The sequence below is a fragment of the Nonomuraea sp. NPDC047529 genome (assembly GCF_040642995.1).
GTDB lineage: Bacteria > Actinomycetota > Actinomycetes > Streptosporangiales > Streptosporangiaceae > Nonomuraea.
Genome location: NZ_JBEYTJ010000011.1, coordinates 28,205 through 48,135 on the forward strand (window position 1 = coordinate 28,205; position 19,931 = coordinate 48,135).

Genomic DNA, 19,931 nt, shown 5'->3' on the forward strand with positions numbered 1-19,931 from the left:
TGGGGCGCATGCCCGGCAGGCGTCCAGAGCCACGGCGTTGACCTGCGGCGCCGGGGTTCTGGACGTCGCGGGGCGCCATACGAACACCCCTTCACCTTGCCAGTGCACGCTCACGGTTAATTTCCGTATTTGAATTTCCAGAAATTAGAAAATGTTAGGGTGTCGCCGTGACTGCGGAGGTCGGCGTGGTGACGCCTTGCAAGCATTGTGGAGCTCCCGTCGAGCAGCGGCCGGGCAGAGGGCGGCCCAAGTCGTACTGTCCGGAGAAGGGATGCCAGGCGGCGGCCAAGCGGGAGCGCGAGCTGCGGCGGGCGACCCCGGGGCTGGAAGGCGCGCTGGCCAGGGCCGAGCAGTTGTACGACAGGATGGAGAGCGGCCTCGTCGCGGCCATCGAGCCGCTGGCCAAGGCCCTGGCCGACGAGCTGAGCCCGGCCGGGGTCGAGGCCAAGCTCAGCGCCGTCCAGGCCGAGGCCCACACACGTGTGGCGATCGCCCGCACCGAACGCGAACAGGCCTTCGAGCAGGTACGCCTCGCCCGCGAGGCCACCGAGCACGCCCGCCGCCAGACCGCCGAGATGCGAGAGCGGCTGGAGGAGGCCGAGAACGAGCGCGAGACGGCCCTCCAGGACGCCGAACGCGCCCGCGAGCAGGCCCTGGCCGCGTTGCGCGAGGCGGCCAGCACCGAACGCCAGGCGTTGCAGACCGCCGAGAAGGCGATCCGGCGGGCCGAGCAGGCCGAACGGCGGGTGAAGGAGACCTCGCGCCAGGCGGAGCTGACCGAGCAGACCAGGGATCAGGTCGTTCAGGAGCTGGCCGAGCAGGTGGAGGCGGCCGAGGAGCGGGCCGGGGAGGCGCGGGCGCAGGCCGTACAGGCGGGGGCGGAGGCCGACCGGGCGCGGGAGGAGAGAGATCACGCCCGCGAGGAGACGGCGGCGGCCGGGCGGGCGCGCGAGCTGGCCGAGCGTGCGGTGATCGCGGCCCGGGCCCGGGAGGAGGCGGCCGCGCAGGAGCGGGAGCGGGCCGTGGCGCGGGCCGAACGCGCCGAACGCGCCGCCGCCGAGGCCGAGCGGGACGGGGCGATCGCGCTGCGGGAGGCCGCCCAGGCCGCGACCGAGGCGGGCGAGCTGGCCCTGAAGCTGGCGGCGGCCGAGCAGGACGCCGCCACGGCGCTGGCCAAGGAGCACAAACAGCACGCGCGGGAGAAGGCGCGGGCCACGGCGGCGGTCAAGGAACGCGATCAGCTGCTGGCGGAGTTGCGGCTGGAACGTGTACGGCTGGCGGACGTGCGGGCCGAGCTGGAGGCGGCACGCGCGGAGGCCGCCCGGCTCCGGGAACGAGCGGTCGCCGCCGAACTGCGGGCGCAGGGACCGGCCCGGCCCCCCGAGCCCGTGTCCGACCATGCGCCGTGAACCGGGGAGCCCAGGTGGTGAGCCCAGGTGACACGGCACCCCGACGCCCTCGCTCGGGGCAGATCCAGGGCTCCTCGTCGGTGCCGGTGGAGACTGCGTGCGGGTGCCACCGGAACACGGCAGAGACGGGCCGCGGAGAGAGGTTCGGCCGGGTCAGCCTCGACCGCGGGGATCGCGACGGGCTTGCCGGCGGGTGCGGCAGGTGGCGTGGGGCGCGTCAGGTGTTCGGGTCCGGCTGCAGGTTGGCCAGGCGGCGGGCCAGCTCGTCCCGCTCGCGGGTGACCTGGGCGAGCTCATGCTGCAACTCCAGGATGAGGCGGATGGCGGGCAGGGTCATGCCCTGGTCCTTCATGACGACCACTTGCTGGATGCGGTTGATCTCGCGGCGGCTGTAGCGGCGTTGCCCGCCGGTGGAGCGCTGCGGGGACACCAACTGCTGGTCGTCGATACGGCGCAGGAAGGCCTGCTGCACCTGAAGCATCGCCGCGACCTGGCCGACGGTGAACAGGGGCGCGTACTCGTCATCGAGGGAAAAGCTCATCCAGGGGGGCTCCCTTCTCCCGGGAGTAGTGATGCCGGCGGGCGCGCACCCGCCCCGGCGCTTGTGCTCTGCGCCGCCGGGGGCGGTTCGCGCCCGCCGTAGCGTTCGGACGCTCCTGCGGAGTGTGGTCCCCCTGGGTGGTCAGCGCTTGATCGCCTTGTGAATGTCGCCGCCATGGTGGATGGCCACCTTGCGCGGCTTGGCGCGCTCGAGCACCGGGATGCGCACGACCAGCACGCCGTTGGAGTAGGCGGCGTCGATCGCGTCGGCGTCCAGGTGCTCGGACAGGTAGACGCGGCGGGTGAACGTACCCATCACCCGTTCGCGGACGAACACTCGCTCGTCCTCGCCGTATTCCTCCTCGCGGCGCGCCGACACCGACAGCACCCCGCGGTCGACGGTCACTTCGATGGAATCGGGGTCGATGCCGGGCAGATCGAAGCGCAGCACCACATCGTCGGCGCGGCGGATCCCGTCCATCGGCATGACCGCGCCGCCGCTCTGTGCGGCGGCCTCGCGGGCCAGCCGGTCGAACTGACGCTCGAACTCCTGCACGAACGGGTCGATCGACGTCAGCAGCATCATCGTCACCTCCGAAGACCCCCGAGCCGCCTTCCCGGCCCGGGCTTCCTGTCCCTTCCCTATGAGGGAACCTCTCGTTCGGATTATAAGAATCTGCAGGCCCGGGTTGTCAAGAATGCAGATAACCCCAGCTCGAAGCAGGCAAACGGCAGCATCACCAACGGTCTCGTGGAGTCAGGGATGAAGGCAGTCCGTCCGACGGCGGGTCCGTCCGGCAGGAAGGCGGAGGAAGCGGGCAGCATGGGAGCCGCTCCGTTTGTTGATCAGGCTGGATGCTGCGGGCTCGCTCCCTGGGCGTGCCCGCAGAAAGGGCGCATCACCGGTGCGTCTACACGGGGTGCGGAAGATCAACCTCGAGGCGCGGGCGCCTGGCAGCGGGGCCCAAGCTCCGCCCGGCGCCGCCTGCTGCGCCGGCCCCCCTCCGCGGAGGGGCTGGTCGTCAGATTGGCTGTGGGCGGCCGAACAGCAGGTCGTAGCCGGGCGGGAGCTGCAGCAGGATCCGCTTCATCAGGTCCTCGCCCGCGGTGTCGGCCACGACGCTGAGCACGGCGCTGACGTCCCACGTCGCGGTCTTCTCCGTGGAACCCTCGATCCAGGCCGCGGTCGCCCGGACGAACCGCTCGGCCGTCAGCGGTTCGTAGGCCGGCAGAGGGTTGAGCAGGACCTGCGCCAGCGTCTCGGGGAGCCAGGCGGCCAGCTCATTGCGCACCTCGCCCACCAGGTGCGCGCCCAGCAGGGCCAGGACGACGCGGGATGCCTGCTCCGCCTCCTCCCGCGAGGGGTATTCGCCGCGCTCCTGGGTCGCGGCCAAGAACGCGTCCCACCGCATCCGCATGATGCCCCTTCCTGTCCGACAGCCGCCGCAGCGGCGGGCCTGTCACACGGGATGGGAGCCCCCAACCCCGGTTCCGGCCCGTCACGGCTGACCGGCACAAGCCCGCACAGTAACCGCCAAGCCATCACCCAAGTCCGATACGTCCCCGTCACCGGTGACCGCTAACCGCTACCGACCACATCACCCTGCCCACCGCGGCCGGCGACGTCCTCCGCCGGGCCCGCGCTGGTGAGAGCGAAGGTGCCCGGATGAGGGTGGCGGTGGTCGACGGGCAGCTCATGTGCGAGGGCCACCCCCGTCATCGTGGAGACGACGGTGAGGACGCACATCGACAACGCCTTCGCCAAGATCGGCGTCCGCCACCGAACCGAGGCGGCGAACCACGTCCGTCAGAGCCTCTGAGCTACGGATTGCGGGGACGTGGCGACGCCCCGCCAGTGCTTCCGGGCGTGCGGTTGCCTTGCCGGCCGGTGCCGGGGGCGGGGGACAGCGCGGCGGACGTCCCGTCGATGAGCACGCGCAGGCCGTGTTCGAACGCCTTCTCGCCGGCCGGCCCGCCGCCCTCGCGCAGGGCGGCCAGCAGCATGGCCGGCGCCTGCTCCAGGGACCCCGGCGTCCGCGCCGCAGCCTGCTCCTGGAGGACGAATCCGTTCACGTAGTAGGTCAGGGAGGCGATCGTGTGCAGCGCCAGGGCCGGTGTGAAGCCGCGTTCGACCATGGCCGTCAGCTCCTGATCGAACAGGGCCACGGTCTCGGGGCCCAGTGAGCGGGCGTGGGCGACCACGCGTGCGCCGTCACGCCGGGCCAGCAGCGTGGCGCGGTACGCCCGCGCGCGGCGCAGGAGCCAGTCCTGCCAGGACTCGTCGTCACGAGGCGGCCCCATGCCCGGAGCCCGGCAGATCGCGTCGGCCATCCCGTCGAGCAGTTCCTGCTTGGTGCGGATGTGCCAGTACAGCGCGGGGGACCGGACGCCGAGCTCCGCGGCGAGCCGCCGAACCGTGAGCCCTTCCAGCCCCACCTCGTCCAGCAGACGAAGGGCGGTGTCGATCAGTGTCTGCTTGGTCAGGCCGGGCCTCTTGTCGTCGGGCATACGCGTAGCTTAGCGTTGCTAAGTGACGTCCTTAGCAATGCTAAGTGAGGAGGCGCGGTGGGTGTTCACGACGAGGGGCAGGGGCCGCCGATCGTGATGGTCCATCCGGGGCTGTCCGACGGGAGGCGATGCGGGAAGGTGGCCGCGCTCCTGTCCGGCCGCTACCGGGTGCTGCGACCGGACCGCCTGCAGTACCGGCCGGAGCGCGGCGCGCCCGTCCAGGTGGAGCAGGAGGTCGCGGACCTGCTGGCGCTCGTACGGTCCGCCGGGGGGCCGGTGGTTCTCTACGGCCACTCCTCCGGCGCGGTGGTCGCGCTGGAGGCCCTGGTGGCCTCGCCGTCCTCGTTCGCCGGTGCTGTGATCTTCGAGCCGCCCGCGGTGATCGGGCCGCCGCTGTCGGGGGAGGGCGGCGTGGTGCTCCGGCGGGCTCGCGCGGCAATGGCGTCGGGCAGGCCGGGCAAGGCGTTGACGGTCTTCCTGCGGGGCACCATCGGCCTGCCGGGCTGGCAGGCGTGGCTCGGCGGCGCGATCACGGCCCTCATCCCGTACTACCGCCGTCTGATCCCCAGGCAGCTCGACGACCTGGAGGCGATGGACCGGCTGGGCGTGCGCCTCGACGCCTACGCCGCGATCGAGGTCCCCACGGTCCTGCTCGGCGGCGAGCTCAGCCCGGCGCACCTGGCCGAGCGGCTGGACGCCATCCAGCGCGTGATGCCGCGCGCCGAGCGGGTGGTGCTGTCCGGATGTGATCACGGAGCCGACCTGAAGAAGCCGGCCGAGGTGGCCCGCGTCATCCGGGAGCTGGCCGAGAAGGTGATCGTCGACTGAGCCCGCCCCCGAGGGGCGGGGCGCCGAATTCGATGTTGCCGACGGATCTCAGCCGCACGACACTTGGGCCATGCGGCCGGAGACCAAGGCGGCCGTACCGCAGGGACTCCGATTCACCGCGGCGCCTGAGTAGGGGCTACTCAGGCGCAGGGGCGCCTGGGTGGTCACACTCTGTGGGAACGGAGGTGGATCATGCGGTACCGGCTCGACCCCGCGGCCGAGGCCGAAGCGGCGCGCGGCAACCTGCTCGGCGGCCTCTACACCGGAGGCGTGGCCTCGCTGGCCCACGCCTACAGGAGCGGCTGGGGCCCCGAGCTGAACGTCTACGTGGAGATTCCCCGCGACTCCGCCCTGTTCCCCCTGCTGTCCGCCGGCGCCGGCCTGGCCTGCGCGCTGTTCACCGTCGCGCTGGTCGTGCGGGTGGCCCGCCTGCGGATCGCGCTGTCGCAGCGACGGCAGGCGCGCGATCCGGTCAAGGCGCTGCTGCTGCCGCCCTCGGCCGAGCACGGCGCCGCCCTGCGGAGGTCGAGACCGGGCCGGGCCACGCTGGGCAACGTCCTGGGGCTGGTCCTGGCGTGGGTGGCCATCCCGCTGGCGATGGTGGGACTGGGCATCCTGCTCACGCCCGAGCGGATGGGACAGCGCGAGGAGGACGCGATCCTGTTCGCCTCCGTGGCCACCGGGGTGGGGCTGGTCGTGCTGATCGTGGTGGGCGTCGACGTCACGCGGCGGCGGCTGCTGGCCTGGCAGGTGCGCAAGCTCTCGCAGGACCCGGCGTTCGCCGAGCTGATGCCGCCCGCCACCGCCGCCCTGTCCCGCTACCGCGCGCCGGTCGTGCCCGAGCTGAGGATCACCAACTACGCGCCGCCCGGCGACGTCATCTTCGGCCTGCCCAAGGTCAGCGCCACCCGCAACGTCTTCGGCCTGCCGCCGCTGAACATCGCCTACTTCCGGCTGTTCGAGAACGAGCTGCGGATGCGCGACTTCGTCAAGGGGGCCTTCCGCCGCTGGGGGTATGTGCACCTGCTGCGCAGCGCCGCCTCCGTGCGCCGGTCCGACCTGGTGCGGATGCGCCGCGCCGGGACGCTCGGGAACCTGTTCGTCGCCTCCGACCAGCGCATGCGGCGCGAACTCGACGCGCGCTCCTTCGAGCCGCTGCCGCGCGGGTTCCACCTCCTCAGGGACGTCGGCGGCAGAGCCCTGCCTGTCTGGGACTTCAAGGGCGGCTATCCCATGTCCGCCTTCCTGTGCCACGGCGCCTACTGGAAACGCGCCGTCGACACCCTCCTGGATCTGGCCGACCTCGTCGTCATCGACCTGTCGGGCTTCCAGAAGGAGAACATCGGCACCGGCTACGAGCTGCAGCGCGTCATCGACCGTTACCCCGTCCACCGCGTCGTCGTCCTGGCCGACACCGGCAGCGACACCGGCTACCTGACCACGCACGTCAGGAACGCGTGGTCGAGGATGGCGCCCGGCTCGCCCAACGCCGGCCACGGCACCAGGACCCTGCTGGTCGGCCAGGTCCCGGTCGGCGGCCACAGAGCCACGTACCACATCCTGTCCCATGCGCAGAAACGACTGAGGTGATCGATGGTGACCGCCCCGCGTGCCGAGCTGTCCACGCCGTCCGCCCCCGGCGACGACCTGGCTCCGGTGATCGAGCTCTACAAGCTCGCGGTGGAGATGGCCGACCGGGTCTCGGCCCGGCGCACCCTGGCCAACGCCTTCTTCCTGTCCATCCAGAGCGCGTTGCTGTCGGTCTCGGCGTTGTCGCTGTTCACCGGCGCGCGATCGTTGCCGGTCTCGATGGTGTTCGCGCTGGTCGGGGTGGTGCTGTCGGGCACGTGGTGGGTGCAGTTGCGCAGCTACCGCGATCTCAACCGGGCCAAGTTCGCCGTCATCAACGAGATCGAGCTGCAGCTTCCCGTGCAGCCGTTCGGGAAGGAGTGGCAGGCGCTGCTGGCCAGCCGTACGGGGCCGTGGCGCGGACGCTACGCCGACCTGGGCAGCACCGAGCGGATCGTGCCCGGCCTGTTCGTGATGCTGCATCTGCTCCTCCTGGCAGGCAGACTCTTGGCATGAACTATCTGGACGCCGACGCGCGCCTGATCCGCAGCCTGCTGCCCGCCGAGGCCGCGCCGCCGGACGACGCCGCCGAGCTGTTCGTCCTGTACGCGGTGCTGCTGCGGGCCAAGGGCGAGCAGGTGAGCGCCGAGGACGTCCACGATGCCTGGTCGGCGTGGATGAGCACCCGCGATCCCGGCCATCCGGCGCTCGTCCCCTTCTCGGACCTGCCGCTCTCGACCCGGGCGGCCGACGAGCCGTACGCCGTGGCCATCCGCGCGGCCGCCGCCCAGCGCCTGCGGTGACGCCGTCAGCGGAGGTCAGCGGAGGGGGCGGAAGAATGTCCTGACGTCCTCGACGAGCAGGTCGGGGGCCTCCATCGCGGCGAAGTGGCCGCCCCGGTCGAACTGCGACCAGTGCACCACGTTGTGCTCGCGCTCGGCGATCCGCCGCACTCCGGCGTCCCCGGGGAAGACGGCGACGCCGTGCGGCAGCCCGGAGTACTCGGCCACCGCGCCCCAGCCCTTCTGCCCCTCCTTGTACAGGCGGGCGGCGGAGGCGGCGGTTCGGGTGAACCAGTAGATGCTCACGTCGGTGAGCATCTGGTCGAGGTCGACCGCGTCCTCGGGCAGCTCGCGGGCGGGGTCGGTCCATTCCTTGAACTTCTCCACGATCCACGCCAGCTGGGCGGCGGGGGAGTCGTGCAGGCCGAACGCGAGGGTCTGCGGCCGGGTCGCCTGGAGGATGGCGTAACCGGCCCGGTCCTGGTCCTGGTACTGGCCCAGACGGGCGAGCTCGTCAGGGGTGAGCCCCTGGAACTCGGCCGGGTCGCCGGAAGGGAATCCGAGCGCGCCGTTGACGTGCACGCCGACGACGTTCGCGGGCGCGGCGCGGCCGAGCATCGGCGAGATCACCGAGCCGCTGTCGCCGCCCTGCGCGCCGTAGCGGTGGTAGCCGAGCCGGTCCATCAGCACCGCCCAGGCCCGCGCGACCCGTTCCAGGTCCCAGCCGGTCTCGGTGGTGGGGCCGGAGAAGCCGAACCCGGGGATCGACGGGACGACGACGTGGAAGGCGTCGGACGGGTCGCCGCCGTGCGCCGCCGGGTCGGCGAGCGGGCCGATGACGTCCATGAACTCGGCGACCGAGCCCGGCCAGCCGTGCGTGACGATCAACGGCAGCGCGCCGGGCTCGGGCGAGCGGACGTGCAGGAAGTGCACGTTCTGGCCGTCGATGTGGGTGGTGAACTGGTCGAAGGCGTTCAGCCGCTCCTCGGCGGCCCGCCAGTCGTACGTGGTGCGCCAGTACTCGGCCAGCTTCCTGGCATGCCCGACCGGGACGCCGTAGGACCAGCCCACGCCGGGCAGCTCGTCCGGCCAGCGGGTCGCCGCCAGGCGGGCGCGCAGGTCGTCGAGCTCGGCCTGCGGGACGTCGATGCGGAACGGGTGAATGCGCGGGTCGTCGTTCATGTCCTGCACGTTAGGGGCCGGTTAGGACAGTTCCGGTCCTAGCATGGACGGCATGCTGGAGACGTCGGCACGACTGTTGCGTTTGTTGTCGCTGTTGCAGACGCCCAGGGAGTGGTCGGGCGGTGAGCTGGCCGAACGGCTCGGCGTCTCGCACCGTACGATCCGCCGCGACGTCGACCGGCTGCGCGAGCTCGGCTACGTCGTGGAGGCCACCCCGGGCACGGCCGGCTACCGGCTCGGCGCCGGGGCGGGGCTCCCGCCGCTGCTGCTCGACGACGACGAGGCGGTGGCGGTCGCCATCGGGCTCGGCACGGCGGCGGTCTCCGGCGTGACGGGGATCCAGGAGACGTCGGTGCGCGCTCTGGCCAAGCTCGAACAGGTGCTTCCGTCCCGGCTCCGGAGTCGCGTCGGCGACCTGCGCTCGGTCACGGTCCCGCTGACGGGGGCGGCGGAGGCCGTGGACCCGGGCGTGCTCACGGCGATCGCCGCGGCGGTCCGCCACCGGGAGAGCCTGCGGTTCGACTACCGCTCCCACGACGGCGCGCGGGATCGCCGTGGCGCGGAGCCGTACCGGCTGGTCAACTCCGGTCGCCGCTGGTACCTGGTGGCCTGGGACACCGGCCGGGGCGACTGGCGCACCTTCCGCGTCGACCGGATGCGGCTGCGCACCCCGAACGGGCCGCGCTTCACGCCCCGCGAGCCGCCCGGCCCCGACCTCGCCCGTTACGTCTCCGAGCGGATCTCCGTCGATCCCTACCGTTACCGGGGGCGGTTCACGGTGCGGGCTCCGGCCGACGTCGTCGCCGCCCGGATGCCGCCGACCATGGCGGTGATCGAGCCGGCCGACGACGGCTCCTGCGTGCTGTCCGCCGGCTCGAACTCCCTGGACGAGCTGGTGATGTGGGTGGGGCAGCTCGGCGTCCCGTTCGAGGTGCACGAACCGCCGGAGCTCGTCGCGCACGTCCGCGACCTCGGCGCCCGCCTCCTCGACGCCGCCCGCCCGGCGTGACCCGACGCCTTGGCGGGCGGGGCCGGGGTGGCGCGGCGCACCTCACCCATGTCACACTCACTGTTATAGAACTCTTCTAAGAGTTATAGAACGAGGTGAGTGTGATGCCCAATCTGTCGCCATGGCGTGCGCCCGTCCCGGCGGACGGCCTCATGGGCGAGCCCGGCGCCCGTGGCCGGTTCGGCGAGTACGGCGGCCGGTACGCCCCGGAGTCCCTGGTGGAGGCGTGCCGCGAGGTGGACGAGGCGTTCCGGGAGGCGTGGGCCGATCCCGGCTTCCGAGGCGCCCTGACCGAACTGCTCGCCCTGCACGCCGGACGGCCGACCCCGCTGACCCCGGCCCGCCGGCTGTCGCAGGAGCTGGGCGTGCGACTCCTCCTCAAGCGCGAGGACCTCACCCACACCGGCTCCCACAAGATCAACAACGTGCTGGGCCAGGCCCTGCTCGCCCAGCGGATGGGACGGCGCAGGCTCATCGCCGAGACGGGGGCGGGCCAGCACGGGGTGGCCACCGCGACCGCCGCCGCGCTGCTCGGCCTGGAGGCCACCGTCTTCATGGGGGAACGCGACATCGAACGGCAGAGCCTGAACGTCTTCCGCATGCGCATGCTGGGCGCCGAGGTGGTCCCCGTCAGCACCGGCAGCCGCACGCTCAAGGACGCCACCAGCGAGGCCATGCGCCACTGGGTCGGCGCCACCGGCGACTCCCACTACTGCGTCGGCTCGGTCATCGGGCCCGACCCCTACCCGTGGATGGTCAGGGAGTTCCAGCGGGTCATCGGCGACGAGGCCCGCGCGCAGTTCGCCGCCGAGCTGCGGACCGGCGTGCCGGACCACGTCGTCGCGTGCGTCGGCGGCGGCTCCAACGCGGCCGGCACGTTCGCCGGATTCGCCGACACCCCGGCGCGCTTCGTCGGCGTCGAGGCGGAGGGCGGCGCCGGGGCCACCCTCGGCCGGCTCGGCGTCCTGCACGGCTGCCGCTCGCTGTTCCTCCAGGACGACGACGGGCAGATCGTCGAGGCGCACTCCATCGCCGCCGGGCTCGACTACCCGGGCGTCGGCCCGGAGCACGCCCACCTGCGCGAGCTGGGCCGGGCCCGTTACGTCACGGTGACCGACGAGGAGGCCGTCGCCGCGGCGCTGCGGCTGGCGCGCACCGAGGGCATCGTCCCGGCGCTGGAATCGGCGCACGCCCTGGCCTGGGTGATCCGCGAGGCCGGCGGCGAACTGCCCGCGGGGTCGACCGTGCTGATGACGCTGTCCGGCCGGGGCGACAAGGACATCTCCACCCTGAAGGAGCTGCTGTGACGCACACCCTGACCCCCGGCACGGTCGAACGCCACCTGCGTGCCCGCCGCGACACCGGCCGCGCCCTGCTCATGCCGTACGTCACTGGAGGCGTCACGCCCGGCTGGACGCAGTACCTGCGGGCGTTCGCCGCAGCCGGCGCGGACGCCGTCGAGGTCGGCCTGCCCTTCTCCGACCCCACGCTCGACGGCGTCACCGTCCAGCAGGCGAGCGAGACGGCGCTGGCCCGGGGGGCGAGCACCCGCCGGATCCTCGCCGACCTGGCCGAGGTCCGGGACCTGGGCGTGCCGCTGGTCGCCAGCACCTACTACAACCTGGTGCTGCACGACGGTCCCGAGGCGTTCTGCGCGGCGCTGCGCCGGGCCGGCGTCGACGGCCTGATCGTGCCCGACCTGCCGGTGCACGAGGCCGACGAGCTGGCCGACGTGGCCGCCGCCGCCGGGGTCGACCTGGTCCTGCTGGCCTCCCCGGCGACGCCGGAGCCGAGGCTGGCCGAGATCGCGCGCCGCAGCCGCGGATTCGTCTACGCGGTGTCGGTGATGGGCACCACCGGCGAGCGGGCCACCCTGGCCGGCTCGGCGGCCGAGCTCACCGCGCGGCTCAGACGCCACACCGACCGGCCGATCTTGCTAGGATTTGGCATTTCCACGCCTGACCAGGCGCGGGAGGCCGGCCGGCACGCCGACGGAGTGGTGGTCGGCGCCGCGGTCATGCGGCGGGTGCTCGACGGAGCGGGGCCGGACGACCTGCGGGCCTTCCTCGCGACCCTGCGGAGGGCCCTCGACCAGGAGTGACGCACCACGATGACCCCCGATGCCGGGCACGAGGCGAGATACCGCGCCATCGCCGCCGACCTCGCCGCGAAGATCCGGTCGGGCCATTACGCCCCCGGCCAGGCGCTTCCTCCGCAACGGGAGCTGAGCGCCTCCTACGGGGTCACTCTCATGACGCTGCGCCAGGCGTTGCGCGAGCTCAGCGACGAGCGGCTGATCGTGCAGCGGCCCGGCAAGGGCACGTACGTGGCTCCGCCGCACCTGGCCTACCAGCTCGGCTCGCTCCGCAGCCTGGCCGACGACCTGCGGGAACAGGGTCATGACGTGCGTACCGTGGTGGCCGGGCGGGCGATGCGCCGGGCTCCCGACCGGATCGCCGCCGAGCTGCGGCTGCCGCCCGGCGAGACGGCCCTGCGGCTGGAGCGGGTCCGGGAGTTCGCCGGGCGTCCCGCCGTCCACCAGGTGTCCTGGGTGCGCAGGCCGATGGCCGACCAGATCCGCGACCGCGACTTCACCGCCGTCTCCCTCTACACCGCGCTCGCCGACGCCGGGGTGGCGGTCGCGCGGGCGTCGGAGGTGGTCCGGCCCGGACTGCTCGACCCGGCCGCCGCGCGCCGCCTGCACGAGCCCGAAGGCAGTGCCGTGCTGGTCAGCACCCGGATCACCTACCTGCCGGACGGCGTTCCTGTCGTGTCCGACCATGCCACCATCCTGGGCACCATGATGGAGATCCGGACCGAACGCGCCGCCACCGGGCTCTCGCTCACCTGGCGGGCGACCAGCTGACGCCTTCGCCTCACCGCAGGGCGGCGATGGCCTGGTCGGTGTTCTCGTGGAAGGAGAGCAGGCGGGTCAACCCCATGATCTTGAACGCGTGCTCGATGTCGGAGCTGAGCCCGGCCAGCGCCAGGCCGGCGTCCGCCTCCTGGGCCCGCTGGTGCGCGCCGACCAGCACGGAGATGCCGGTGGAGTCGCAGAACCGCAGCCCCGACATCTCGATCACCAGGCCGTCGCCCGGCGCGAGGCCGAGCTCGTCGAGGGCCTCGCGCAGGCGGGGGGAGGTGTGGTGGTCGAGGTCGCCGGCCACCTCCAGGATGCGGATGCGGCCGGAGGGCGGCCGGGTGGCGATGCTCAGACCGTGGTCGTGCTGCACTGGGGCTCCTCGGGAGAGACGCCCGTCGAGCGGGCGGGGACGGACAGGGCGAGCACGGCGGCGCTGACGTCCGGCTCCTTCCGCTCGCTCCGCCGGCGCATGCGCCGAGCAGGGGCGGAGGCCCGACCCCCGGAGTGGTCTGGCCTATTCTACCTACGGTCGAGGTGACGCCTGACCTGCCGGTCCACCGCATCGAAGGCGCCATCGCGGGCAGAGCACGTGGCGCACTCGAACCGAAGGGGGACCCGGATGACAGGCGACCACCACGGTGAGCCGGGACCGGCGGCGGCCGGGGCCGGGATCTTCACCGTGGACGACGAGGTCGGCCGCGACCTGGCCGAGGTCGACTGGGAGGCGACCCCGCTGGGCCGCCCGGAGCAGTGGCCGCAGAGCCTCAAGACCGCGGTGAGCATCCTGCTGTCGTCCCGGTTCTCCATGTGGATGGCGTGGGGGCCGGAGCTGACGTTCTTCTGCAACGCCGCCTACCGCCGCGACACGCTGGGCCAGAAGTACCCGTGGGCGCTGGGCCGGCCGGCCGGCGAGGTGTGGGCGGAGATCTGGGAGGACATCGGCCCGCGGATCGACGCCGTCCTGTCCACCGGGAAGGCCACCTGGGACGAGGCGCTGCTGCTGTTCCTGGAGCGGGCCGGCTACCCGGAGGAGACGTACCACACCTTCTCCTACAGCCCGCTGCGCGACGACAACGGCTCGGTGGTCGGCATGCTCTGCGTGGTCAGCGAGGAGACCGAGCGGGTCATCGGCGAACGCCGCATGGCCACCCTGCGCGACCTCGGCTCCGACCCCAGCGTGGTGCGCACCGAGCAGGAGATGCTGACCTTCGCCTGCCGCCAGCTCGGCCGCAACCTCCAGGACCTCCCCTTCACCCTGACCTACCTGTTCGACGGCGACGGCCGGGCGCGGCTGGCCGGGGCGACGGGGCTGCCCGCCGGGCATCCGGCCGCCCCGGACACCGTCACGCCCGGCGACCCTGAGGCGGTGTGGCCGGCGCAGGCCCCGGCCCGCGGCGAGGCGGCGCTCGTGGCGCTCGACGCGGCCCCGTACACCGCGCTGCCGCCGGGGAACTGGCCGGAGCCGCCCACGCGGGCGCTGGTGGTGCCGCTGCTGCAACAGGGCGGCATGCCGTACGGGTTCCTGGTGGCCGCGCTCAACCGCTATCGCTCCCTGGACGACGCCTACCGCGGGTTCATCGAGCTGGCCGCCGGGCACGTCGCCACCGGCATCTCCTCGGCCCGCAGCTACCAGGCGCAGCAGCGGCGGGCCGAGGAGCTGGCCGAGCTCGACCGGGCCAAGACCGTCTTCTTCTCCAACATCAGCCACGAGTTCCGCACGCCGCTCACCCTGATCATGGGCCCGGTGCAGGAGTTGCGGAACACGCTGACCGGCGCGGCCCCCGAGGTGCGCCAGGACCTGGAGGTCGTCCACCGCAACGCCCTGCGGCTGGGCCGGCTGGTCAACACGCTGCTCGACTTCTCCCGGATCGAGGCCGGCCGCATGCAGGCCCGCTACGAGCCGGTCGACCTGGCGGTGGTGACCGCCGACCTGGCCAGCGTCTTCCGCTCGGCGGTCGACAAGGCCGGTCTGTCGTTCGAGGTGGACTGCCCGCCGCTGGACGAGCCGGTCCACGTCGACCGGACCATGTGGGAGAAGGTCGTGCTCAACCTGCTCAGCAACGCGCTGAAGTTCACCTTCGAGGGCTCGATCGCCGTCCGGGTGGGCGTACGGGACGGCGGGGCCGTGGTGACCGTCTCCGACACGGGCATCGGCGTCCCGGCCGAGGAGCTGCCGCGCCTGTTCGAACGGTTCCACCGGATCGAGAGCGCCCGCTCGCGCTCCAACGAGGGCAGCGGCATCGGGCTGGCCCTCGTCCAGGAGCTGGTCGGCCTGCACGGCGGCACCATCACCGCCGAGAGCGCCGAGGACGAGGGCACGACCTTCACCATCCGGCTGCCGTTCGGCGCCGGCCATCTTCCGCCCGGCAGCCTGATCCCGGCCCGCCCGGCGGACGCGGTCTCGGCCGGCGCCGAGCCGTTCGTGCAGGAGGCGCTGCGCTGGCTGCCCGAGGACGACACCGCCGCCGGGACGTCCTCCTCCGACGTCTCGGCGGACGGCGGCGGCCCGCCGGGGCTGAGCGACGGCACGCCGGCCCGGGTGCTGATCGCCGACGACAACAGGGACATGCGCGAGTACCTCGTCCGGCTGCTCAAGGGCGCCGGTTACCAGGTCACCGCCGTCGGCGACGGACTCCAGGCGCTGGACGCCGTGCACGCCGACGAGCCCGACCTCGTGGTCAGCGACGTGATGATGCCGCGCCTGGACGGCCTGGCCCTGGTCGCGGCGCTGCGGGCCGATCCGCGTACCGCGGGGGTGCCCGTGCTGCTGCTGTCGGCCCGTGCCGGGCAGGAGGCCTCGATCGAGGGCCTGGAGGCGGGCGCGGACGACTACCTGGTCAAGCCGTTCTCGGCCGCCGAGCTGCTGGCGCGGGCGCGGGCCAACGTGGAGCTGGCGCGGTTGCGCAACCACCACACCCGCTGGCGCAACGCCATGATCGACTCCTTGCAGGAGGCGTTCTTCGTCACCGACGCGGACGGCGCGGTGATCGAGATCAACTCCGCGTTCACCGACATCCTCGGCTACGGCCCCGAGGGTCTGCCCTACACCCCGCGGCACCCGTGGTGGCCGGAGGAGGAGAGCGCCCCGCAGGCCCACGCCCAGGTCGCCGCGGTGTTCGACCGGCTCGTCGGCGACGGCAGGGGCAGCGCGGTCATCCCCCTCACCCACCGTGACGGGCACCAGGTGTGGGTCGCGGTCACGTTCAACGCGGTCACCGACCCCGACACCCGCCGCCGCCGCGTCGTGGGCACCATGCGCGACGTGACCGCCGAGCACTACCTCGTGCAGCGCGAGAGCGCGCTGGCCGCGCTCAGCCTGCGGGTCTCGCAGGCCGACAACCTGAACGACGCCCTGGCCGGCGGGCTGGACGCGCTCCAGGAGGTCTGGCACGCCCGCCAGGTCACGGCCGTCGTCTGGGACGAGGACGGCGCCCGCGACCCGGTCGGCGCGCCGTCCGGGCCCGGCTGGCGGGACCTGCCGGAGCAGGTGCGCGCCCGGCTCGCGGGCCTGCGCGGGCAGCCGCCCCTGCGGGCGGTCGCCTCCGAGGCCGACGGCGCCGGCATCACCCTGGAACATCCCAAGGGCCTGCTGGCCGTCTGGATCGACCTGGGCCAGAACCGGCCGTTCACCCGCGAGGACCAGACCCTGCTGGCGCTGCTGGCCGGACACCTGGGCCAGGGCCTGCACCGGGTGCACCACCTCGACCAGCAGCGGGAGGCGGCCGTGGCGCTCCAGCGCGCCATCCTCGGGCCGTCCCGGCTGCCCAGCGGCTTCGCCGTGCGCTACGAGCCGGCCACCCGCCCGCTGGAGGTCGGCGGCGACTGGTACGACATCGTGCCGCTGTCCGAGGAGCGCATCGGGATCGTCGTCGGCGACTGCGTGGGGCGCGGGCTGGGGGCCGCGGCCGTCATGGGACAGCTGCGCAGCGCCTGCCGGGCCCTGCTGCTCCAGGACGCCGGGCCCGCCCAGGTGCTCACCGCGCTCGACCGGTTCGCCGCCCTCATCCCGGGCGCCAGGTGCACCACCGTCTTCTGCGGCGTCCTGGACACCGCCACCGGCGACCTCGTCTACGCCAGCGCCGGGCATCCCCCCGGCATCCTGGCCCACGCCGACGGCACGACCGCGCTGCTGGAGGGCGGCCGTTCGACCCCGCTGGCCGTACGGTCCGCGCGCGGGCGCACGGAGGCCGGCTGCACCATGCCGCCCCGGTCCACGCTCCTGCTCTACACCGACGGGCTGGTCGAGCGGCGGCGGCGTCCGCTGACCGACGGCATCGGCGAGGCCAGCACCGCCGTCCAGGTCGGGCGGTCCACCCCGCTGGAGGAGCTGGCCGGCGCCGTCATGTCCTCCCTCGCCCCCGACGGCGGCTTCAACGACGACGTCGCGCTGCTGCTCTACCGCCAGCCCGCCCCGCTGGAGGTGGACTTCCCCGCCGAGTCCAGCCAGCTCGCCCCCGTCCGCTCGGCCCTGCGGGAGTGGCTGGCCCGCTGCCAGCTCGCCCCTTCGCAGGTGCAGAACGTGCTGGTGGCGGCGGGGGAGGCGTGCGCCAACGCGATCGAGCACGGCCACCGCGACGCCCCCGGCGCGACGATCCGCCTGCGGGCCGTCGCGACCCCAGGCGACCTGCGCCTCATCGTCACCGACTCCGGCCGCTGGAAGCCTCCGGAGCCCGAGGCGAGCCTGCATCGGGGCCGGGGGGTGGCGCTCATGCGCGCCCTGATGAACGAGGTCACCATCAACTCCGGCGCGGCCGGCACCACCGTCGACATGCATGCGAGGATCAGCTCATGACCACCCCTCTGACCCTGGCGGCCTCGACGCGTCCCGACGGCACGCTGGTCGTCGCCGCCACCGGTGAGATCGACATGAGCAACGCCGGGGCCCTGGAGGAGGCGCTGATCAGGACCGGCGAGAGCATGGTGCTCGTCGACCTGCGCGGGGTGGAGTATCTGGACAGCGCGGGCCTGAGCGTCCTGTTCACGCACGCCACGCGGATCCGGCTGGTCGCCAACCCGTTGCTCGAACCCGTCCTGACGATCGCGGGCTTCGCCGACGTGGCCGCCGTCGAGGAGATCACCTACGCCGAGCCGTCGCCGGACGGGCACGACGCCTGAGGAAGCAAGGACTTTCGGTCATCTGGCATGGCATCTGCGAGGGCTACAAAGTTTTGGCCTCGCAGGTAAGTGTGTCATGGAGCGAACTCGACCCCGAGTTCGGCAACACGCCGGCGATGCTGGCCGTCGGCATGGACTGCCGGCCCCTCGACGACCAGGGGCCGCACCTGGTGATGCCGGGCGACCGGTGCGGCGGCCGGCACGTCAGCGGCGTCACCGGCATCAGGGTCTGCGTGGACGACCGACTATGGGAGCACCGTGCGTGGCCCGACGTACGGCGGGAGCTCGCTCATGCGGGGTAGGCGTGCGTCTCGGTGGCCTTGACCGAGGCCCAGATCCGCTGGCCGGGGGTCAGGTCGAGGTCGGCGACGGCGGCGGGGGTGATGTCGGCGAAGGCGGTGAGGGGGCCGTCGAGGTGCACGCGCACGTTGTCGCCGTGCCGTTCGAGACCCTCGATCCGGGCCTGCCAGAGGTTGCGCGGGCTGCCGTCGGGACGGCTGCGGTACAGCGCCACGGCGGCGGGCGGGAACGCCACGAACGCGGGCCCGTCCAGCTCCTCGGACGCGTGCAGCAGCACCTCGCCGACCTTGACCCCGGCGCCGTCGGCCACGCCGCGATAGAGGTTGAGCCCGACCAGGCGGGCCACGTAGTCGGTGCGCGGATGGCGGGCGACCTCGGCCGGCGAGCCCTCCTGGACGACCGCGCCGCCCTCGATGACGATCAGCCGGTCGGCCAGCACCATCGCGTCGAGGGGGTCGTGGGTGACCAGCACGGTCGCGCCGTCGAAGTCGGCCAGGTGGCGGCGGAGCTGGGAGCGGATCTCCAGCCGGGTGTGGGCGTCGAGCGCGGCCAGGGGCTCGTCCAGCAGCAACAGCTCGGGCCGCACGGCCAGCGCGCGGGCGAGCGCGACCCGCTGCGCCTGGCCGCCCGACAGCCGCCGGGGCCTGGCGGCGGCGTGGGCGGCCAGGCCGACGCGCTCCAGCAGGGCGGCGGCGATCCGGCGGGCCTCGGCCTTGGGCACGCCCTGGCAGCGCGGCCCGAAGGCGACGTTGTCGAGCGCCGACAGGTGCGGGAAGAGCAGGTAGTCCTGGAAGACCATGCCGATCGGACGGTCCTCGGCGGGCAGCGTGTGCAGCGGCGCGCCGCGCAGGCCGATGTGCCCGGCGGTCATCGGGGTGAGCCCGGCCAGGGCGCGCAGGGCGGTGGTCTTGCCCGCGCCATTAGGGCCGAGCAGCGCCACCACCTCCCCGGCGGCGACCCGCAACGCGACGTCGAGGGTGAAGGCGGGCCGGGCGACGACCAGGTGGGCGTCGAGGGTCATGGCGTGCTCACCCACCGGTCGCGCAGGCTCGCCAGGATGACCACCGAGACGGCCAGCAGCACCAGGCTGAGCACGATCGCCGCCTCCGGCTCGGTCTCCAGCGCCAGGTAGACGGCCAGCGGCATCGTCCGGGTCGTGCCGGGGAAGTTCCCGGCGAACGTGATCGTCGCCCCGAACTCGCCCAGCGCCCGCGCCCAGCACAACACGGCCCCGGCCACCACGCCCGGCATGACCATGGGCAGCGTCACCCGCCGGAACACCGTCCAGCGGGAGGCGCCGAGCGTCGCGGCGGCCTCCTCGAAACGCTGGTCGGCGCCGCGCAGGGCGCCCTCCACGCTGATCACCAGGAAGGGCATCGCGACGAACGCCTCGGCGACGATCACCCCCGCCGTCGTGAACGGCAGCGAGATGCCGAAGGCGGACTCCAGCCACTGCCCGGCCAGGCCGCGCCGGCCCAGGACCAGCAGCAGCGCCACCCCGCCGACCACAGGCGGCAGCACCAGCGGCACGGTGACCAGCGCGCGCACCAGCCGCCGCCCCGGGAACGACACCCGGGCCAGCAACCAGGCCAGCGGCACGCCGAGCAGCAGGCAGAAGGCCGTGGCGACGGTGGCGCAGCCCAGCGAGAGCCGCAGCGCCTCCAGCACCTGCGGCTCGGCCAGCCGCCGGAGCAGCGTGGACCAGGGGGCCCGGATCAGCAGCCCGGCCAGCGGCAGCACCAGGAACGCCAGCCCCGCCAGCGCTGGCAGGACCAGCATCCACGGCGCCCGCCCGGCGATCTCGCGGCCGGTGGCGGGCTTGCCAT

The 19,931-nt window shown here is 73.3% G+C and carries 22 protein-coding genes; 13 read left to right on the plus strand and 9 right to left on the minus strand.

What is annotated here, in order from left to right; all coding sequences use genetic code 11:
- Window positions 1–167: 167 nt before the first annotated feature.
- Window positions 168–1,409: a hypothetical protein gene (locus ABZ815_RS19155; protein ID WP_357699521.1), complete on the plus strand. Its 1,242-nt coding sequence runs from the start codon at window positions 168–170 to the stop codon at window positions 1,407–1,409.
- Window positions 1,410–1,626: 217 nt separating this feature from the next.
- On the opposite strand, the gene ABZ815_RS19160 is transcribed toward ABZ815_RS19155, so the two are convergent.
- The 3 genes from ABZ815_RS19160 to ABZ815_RS19170 form a co-directional block, all read right to left on the minus strand.
- Entirely contained in the window at window positions 1,627–1,950 is a 324-nt protein-coding gene (locus tag ABZ815_RS19160) for a MerR family transcriptional regulator (protein ID WP_357699522.1), read from the minus strand.
- A 141-nt stretch (window positions 1,951–2,091) separates the two neighbouring features.
- A complete protein-coding gene (locus ABZ815_RS19165; protein ID WP_357699524.1) occupies window positions 2,092–2,535 on the minus strand; it encodes an Hsp20/alpha crystallin family protein in 444 nt (147 codons plus the stop codon).
- A gap of 436 nt (window positions 2,536–2,971) precedes the next feature.
- The gene (locus ABZ815_RS19170) at window positions 2,972–3,367 is read right to left on the minus strand and encodes a DUF2267 domain-containing protein (protein ID WP_357699526.1); all 396 of its coding nucleotides are present in this window, start codon (window positions 3,365–3,367) and stop codon (window positions 2,972–2,974) included.
- A 303-nt stretch (window positions 3,368–3,670) separates the two neighbouring features.
- Here ABZ815_RS19170 and ABZ815_RS19175 point away from each other — a divergent pair, with 303 nt between their 5' ends.
- A complete protein-coding gene (locus ABZ815_RS19175; RefSeq protein ID WP_357699528.1) occupies window positions 3,671–3,769 on the plus strand; it encodes a LuxR C-terminal-related transcriptional regulator in 99 nt (32 codons plus the stop codon).
- Window position 3,770: 1 nt separating this feature from the next.
- On the opposite strand, the gene ABZ815_RS19180 is transcribed toward ABZ815_RS19175, so the two are convergent.
- Window positions 3,771–4,457, minus strand: coding sequence for a TetR/AcrR family transcriptional regulator C-terminal domain-containing protein (locus ABZ815_RS19180; protein ID WP_357699530.1), 687 nt, complete (start codon window positions 4,455–4,457; stop codon window positions 3,771–3,773).
- 57 nt (window positions 4,458–4,514) lie between these two features.
- On the opposite strand from ABZ815_RS19180, the gene ABZ815_RS19185 reads away from it, so the two are divergent.
- The 4 genes from ABZ815_RS19185 to ABZ815_RS19200 all read left to right on the plus strand — a co-directional run bounded on the left by ABZ815_RS19185 (window position 4,515) and on the right by ABZ815_RS19200 (window position 7,657).
- Entirely contained in the window at window positions 4,515–5,285 is a 771-nt protein-coding gene (locus tag ABZ815_RS19185; RefSeq protein WP_357699532.1) for an alpha/beta hydrolase, read from the plus strand.
- A 192-nt stretch (window positions 5,286–5,477) separates the two neighbouring features.
- Complete coding sequence (locus ABZ815_RS19190) at window positions 5,478–6,875, plus strand: hypothetical protein (protein WP_357699534.1); 1,398 nt, start codon at window positions 5,478–5,480, stop codon at window positions 6,873–6,875.
- A gap of 3 nt (window positions 6,876–6,878) precedes the next feature.
- Window positions 6,879–7,370: a hypothetical protein gene (locus ABZ815_RS19195; RefSeq protein ID WP_357699537.1), complete on the plus strand. Its 492-nt coding sequence runs from the start codon at window positions 6,879–6,881 to the stop codon at window positions 7,368–7,370.
- On the plus strand, window positions 7,367–7,657 hold the full coding sequence (locus ABZ815_RS19200) for a hypothetical protein (RefSeq protein ID WP_357699539.1): 291 nt from the start codon (window positions 7,367–7,369) through the stop codon (window positions 7,655–7,657). The genes ABZ815_RS19195 and ABZ815_RS19200 overlap by 4 nt, the downstream gene beginning before the upstream one ends.
- A gap of 15 nt (window positions 7,658–7,672) precedes the next feature.
- Here the strand turns inward: ABZ815_RS19200 and ABZ815_RS19205 are convergent, their stop codons facing one another.
- Window positions 7,673–8,818, minus strand: coding sequence for an epoxide hydrolase family protein (locus ABZ815_RS19205; RefSeq protein ID WP_357699541.1), 1,146 nt, complete (start codon window positions 8,816–8,818; stop codon window positions 7,673–7,675).
- Window positions 8,819–8,870: 52 nt separating this feature from the next.
- Between ABZ815_RS19205 and ABZ815_RS19210 the strand changes: the two genes are divergently transcribed.
- The 4 genes from ABZ815_RS19210 to ABZ815_RS19225 all read left to right on the plus strand — a co-directional run bounded on the left by ABZ815_RS19210 (window position 8,871) and on the right by ABZ815_RS19225 (window position 12,693).
- The gene (locus tag ABZ815_RS19210) at window positions 8,871–9,827 is read left to right on the plus strand and encodes a transcriptional regulator (protein WP_357699543.1); all 957 of its coding nucleotides are present in this window, start codon (window positions 8,871–8,873) and stop codon (window positions 9,825–9,827) included.
- Between the two features lie 104 nt (window positions 9,828–9,931).
- Complete coding sequence (gene trpB, locus ABZ815_RS19215; protein ID WP_357699545.1) at window positions 9,932–11,134, plus strand: tryptophan synthase subunit beta; 1,203 nt, start codon at window positions 9,932–9,934, stop codon at window positions 11,132–11,134.
- Window positions 11,131–11,928 (plus strand): tryptophan synthase subunit alpha, encoded by a 798-nt coding sequence (gene trpA / locus ABZ815_RS19220; RefSeq protein WP_357699547.1) that lies wholly within the window; start codon window positions 11,131–11,133, stop codon window positions 11,926–11,928. Before trpB ends, trpA begins: the two co-directional genes overlap by 4 nt.
- A gap of 9 nt (window positions 11,929–11,937) precedes the next feature.
- Window positions 11,938–12,693, plus strand: a complete 756-nt coding sequence (locus ABZ815_RS19225; protein WP_357699549.1) for a GntR family transcriptional regulator — start codon at window positions 11,938–11,940, stop codon at window positions 12,691–12,693.
- Between the two features lie 10 nt (window positions 12,694–12,703).
- On the opposite strand, the gene ABZ815_RS19230 is transcribed toward ABZ815_RS19225, so the two are convergent.
- Together ABZ815_RS19230 and ABZ815_RS19235 are read right to left on the minus strand one after the other, a co-directional pair.
- Window positions 12,704–13,060: an STAS domain-containing protein gene (locus ABZ815_RS19230; protein WP_357699551.1), complete on the minus strand. Its 357-nt coding sequence runs from the start codon at window positions 13,058–13,060 to the stop codon at window positions 12,704–12,706.
- Window positions 13,039–13,161, minus strand: a complete 123-nt coding sequence (locus ABZ815_RS19235) for a hypothetical protein (protein ID WP_357699553.1) — start codon at window positions 13,159–13,161, stop codon at window positions 13,039–13,041. Before ABZ815_RS19235 ends, ABZ815_RS19230 begins: the two co-directional genes overlap by 22 nt.
- Window positions 13,162–13,309: 148 nt before the next feature.
- On the opposite strand from ABZ815_RS19235, the gene ABZ815_RS19240 reads away from it, so the two are divergent.
- The 3 genes from ABZ815_RS19240 to ABZ815_RS19250 all read left to right on the plus strand — a co-directional run bounded on the left by ABZ815_RS19240 (window position 13,310) and on the right by ABZ815_RS19250 (window position 18,107).
- On the plus strand, window positions 13,310–17,482 hold the full coding sequence (locus tag ABZ815_RS19240) for a SpoIIE family protein phosphatase (RefSeq protein ID WP_357699555.1): 4,173 nt from the start codon (window positions 13,310–13,312) through the stop codon (window positions 17,480–17,482).
- Window positions 17,479–17,805 carry an STAS domain-containing protein gene (locus ABZ815_RS19245; protein WP_357699557.1) on the plus strand — a complete coding sequence of 109 codons (327 nt, stop codon included), beginning with the start codon at window positions 17,479–17,481 and terminating at the stop codon, window positions 17,803–17,805. Before ABZ815_RS19240 ends, ABZ815_RS19245 begins: the two co-directional genes overlap by 4 nt.
- Before the next feature lie 71 nt (window positions 17,806–17,876).
- The gene (locus ABZ815_RS19250; RefSeq protein WP_357699559.1) at window positions 17,877–18,107 is read left to right on the plus strand and encodes a hypothetical protein; all 231 of its coding nucleotides are present in this window, start codon (window positions 17,877–17,879) and stop codon (window positions 18,105–18,107) included.
- Here ABZ815_RS19250 and ABZ815_RS19255 read toward each other — a convergent pair.
- Both ABZ815_RS19255 and ABZ815_RS19260 read right to left on the minus strand, forming a co-directional pair.
- Entirely contained in the window at window positions 18,095–19,126 is a 1,032-nt protein-coding gene (locus ABZ815_RS19255; protein WP_357699561.1) for an ABC transporter ATP-binding protein, read from the minus strand. The genes ABZ815_RS19250 and ABZ815_RS19255 overlap by 13 nt on opposite strands.
- Entirely contained in the window at window positions 19,123–19,884 is a 762-nt protein-coding gene (locus ABZ815_RS19260) for an ABC transporter permease (protein WP_357700085.1), read from the minus strand. Before ABZ815_RS19260 ends, ABZ815_RS19255 begins: the two co-directional genes overlap by 4 nt.
- Window positions 19,885–19,931: the final 47 nt, after the last annotated feature.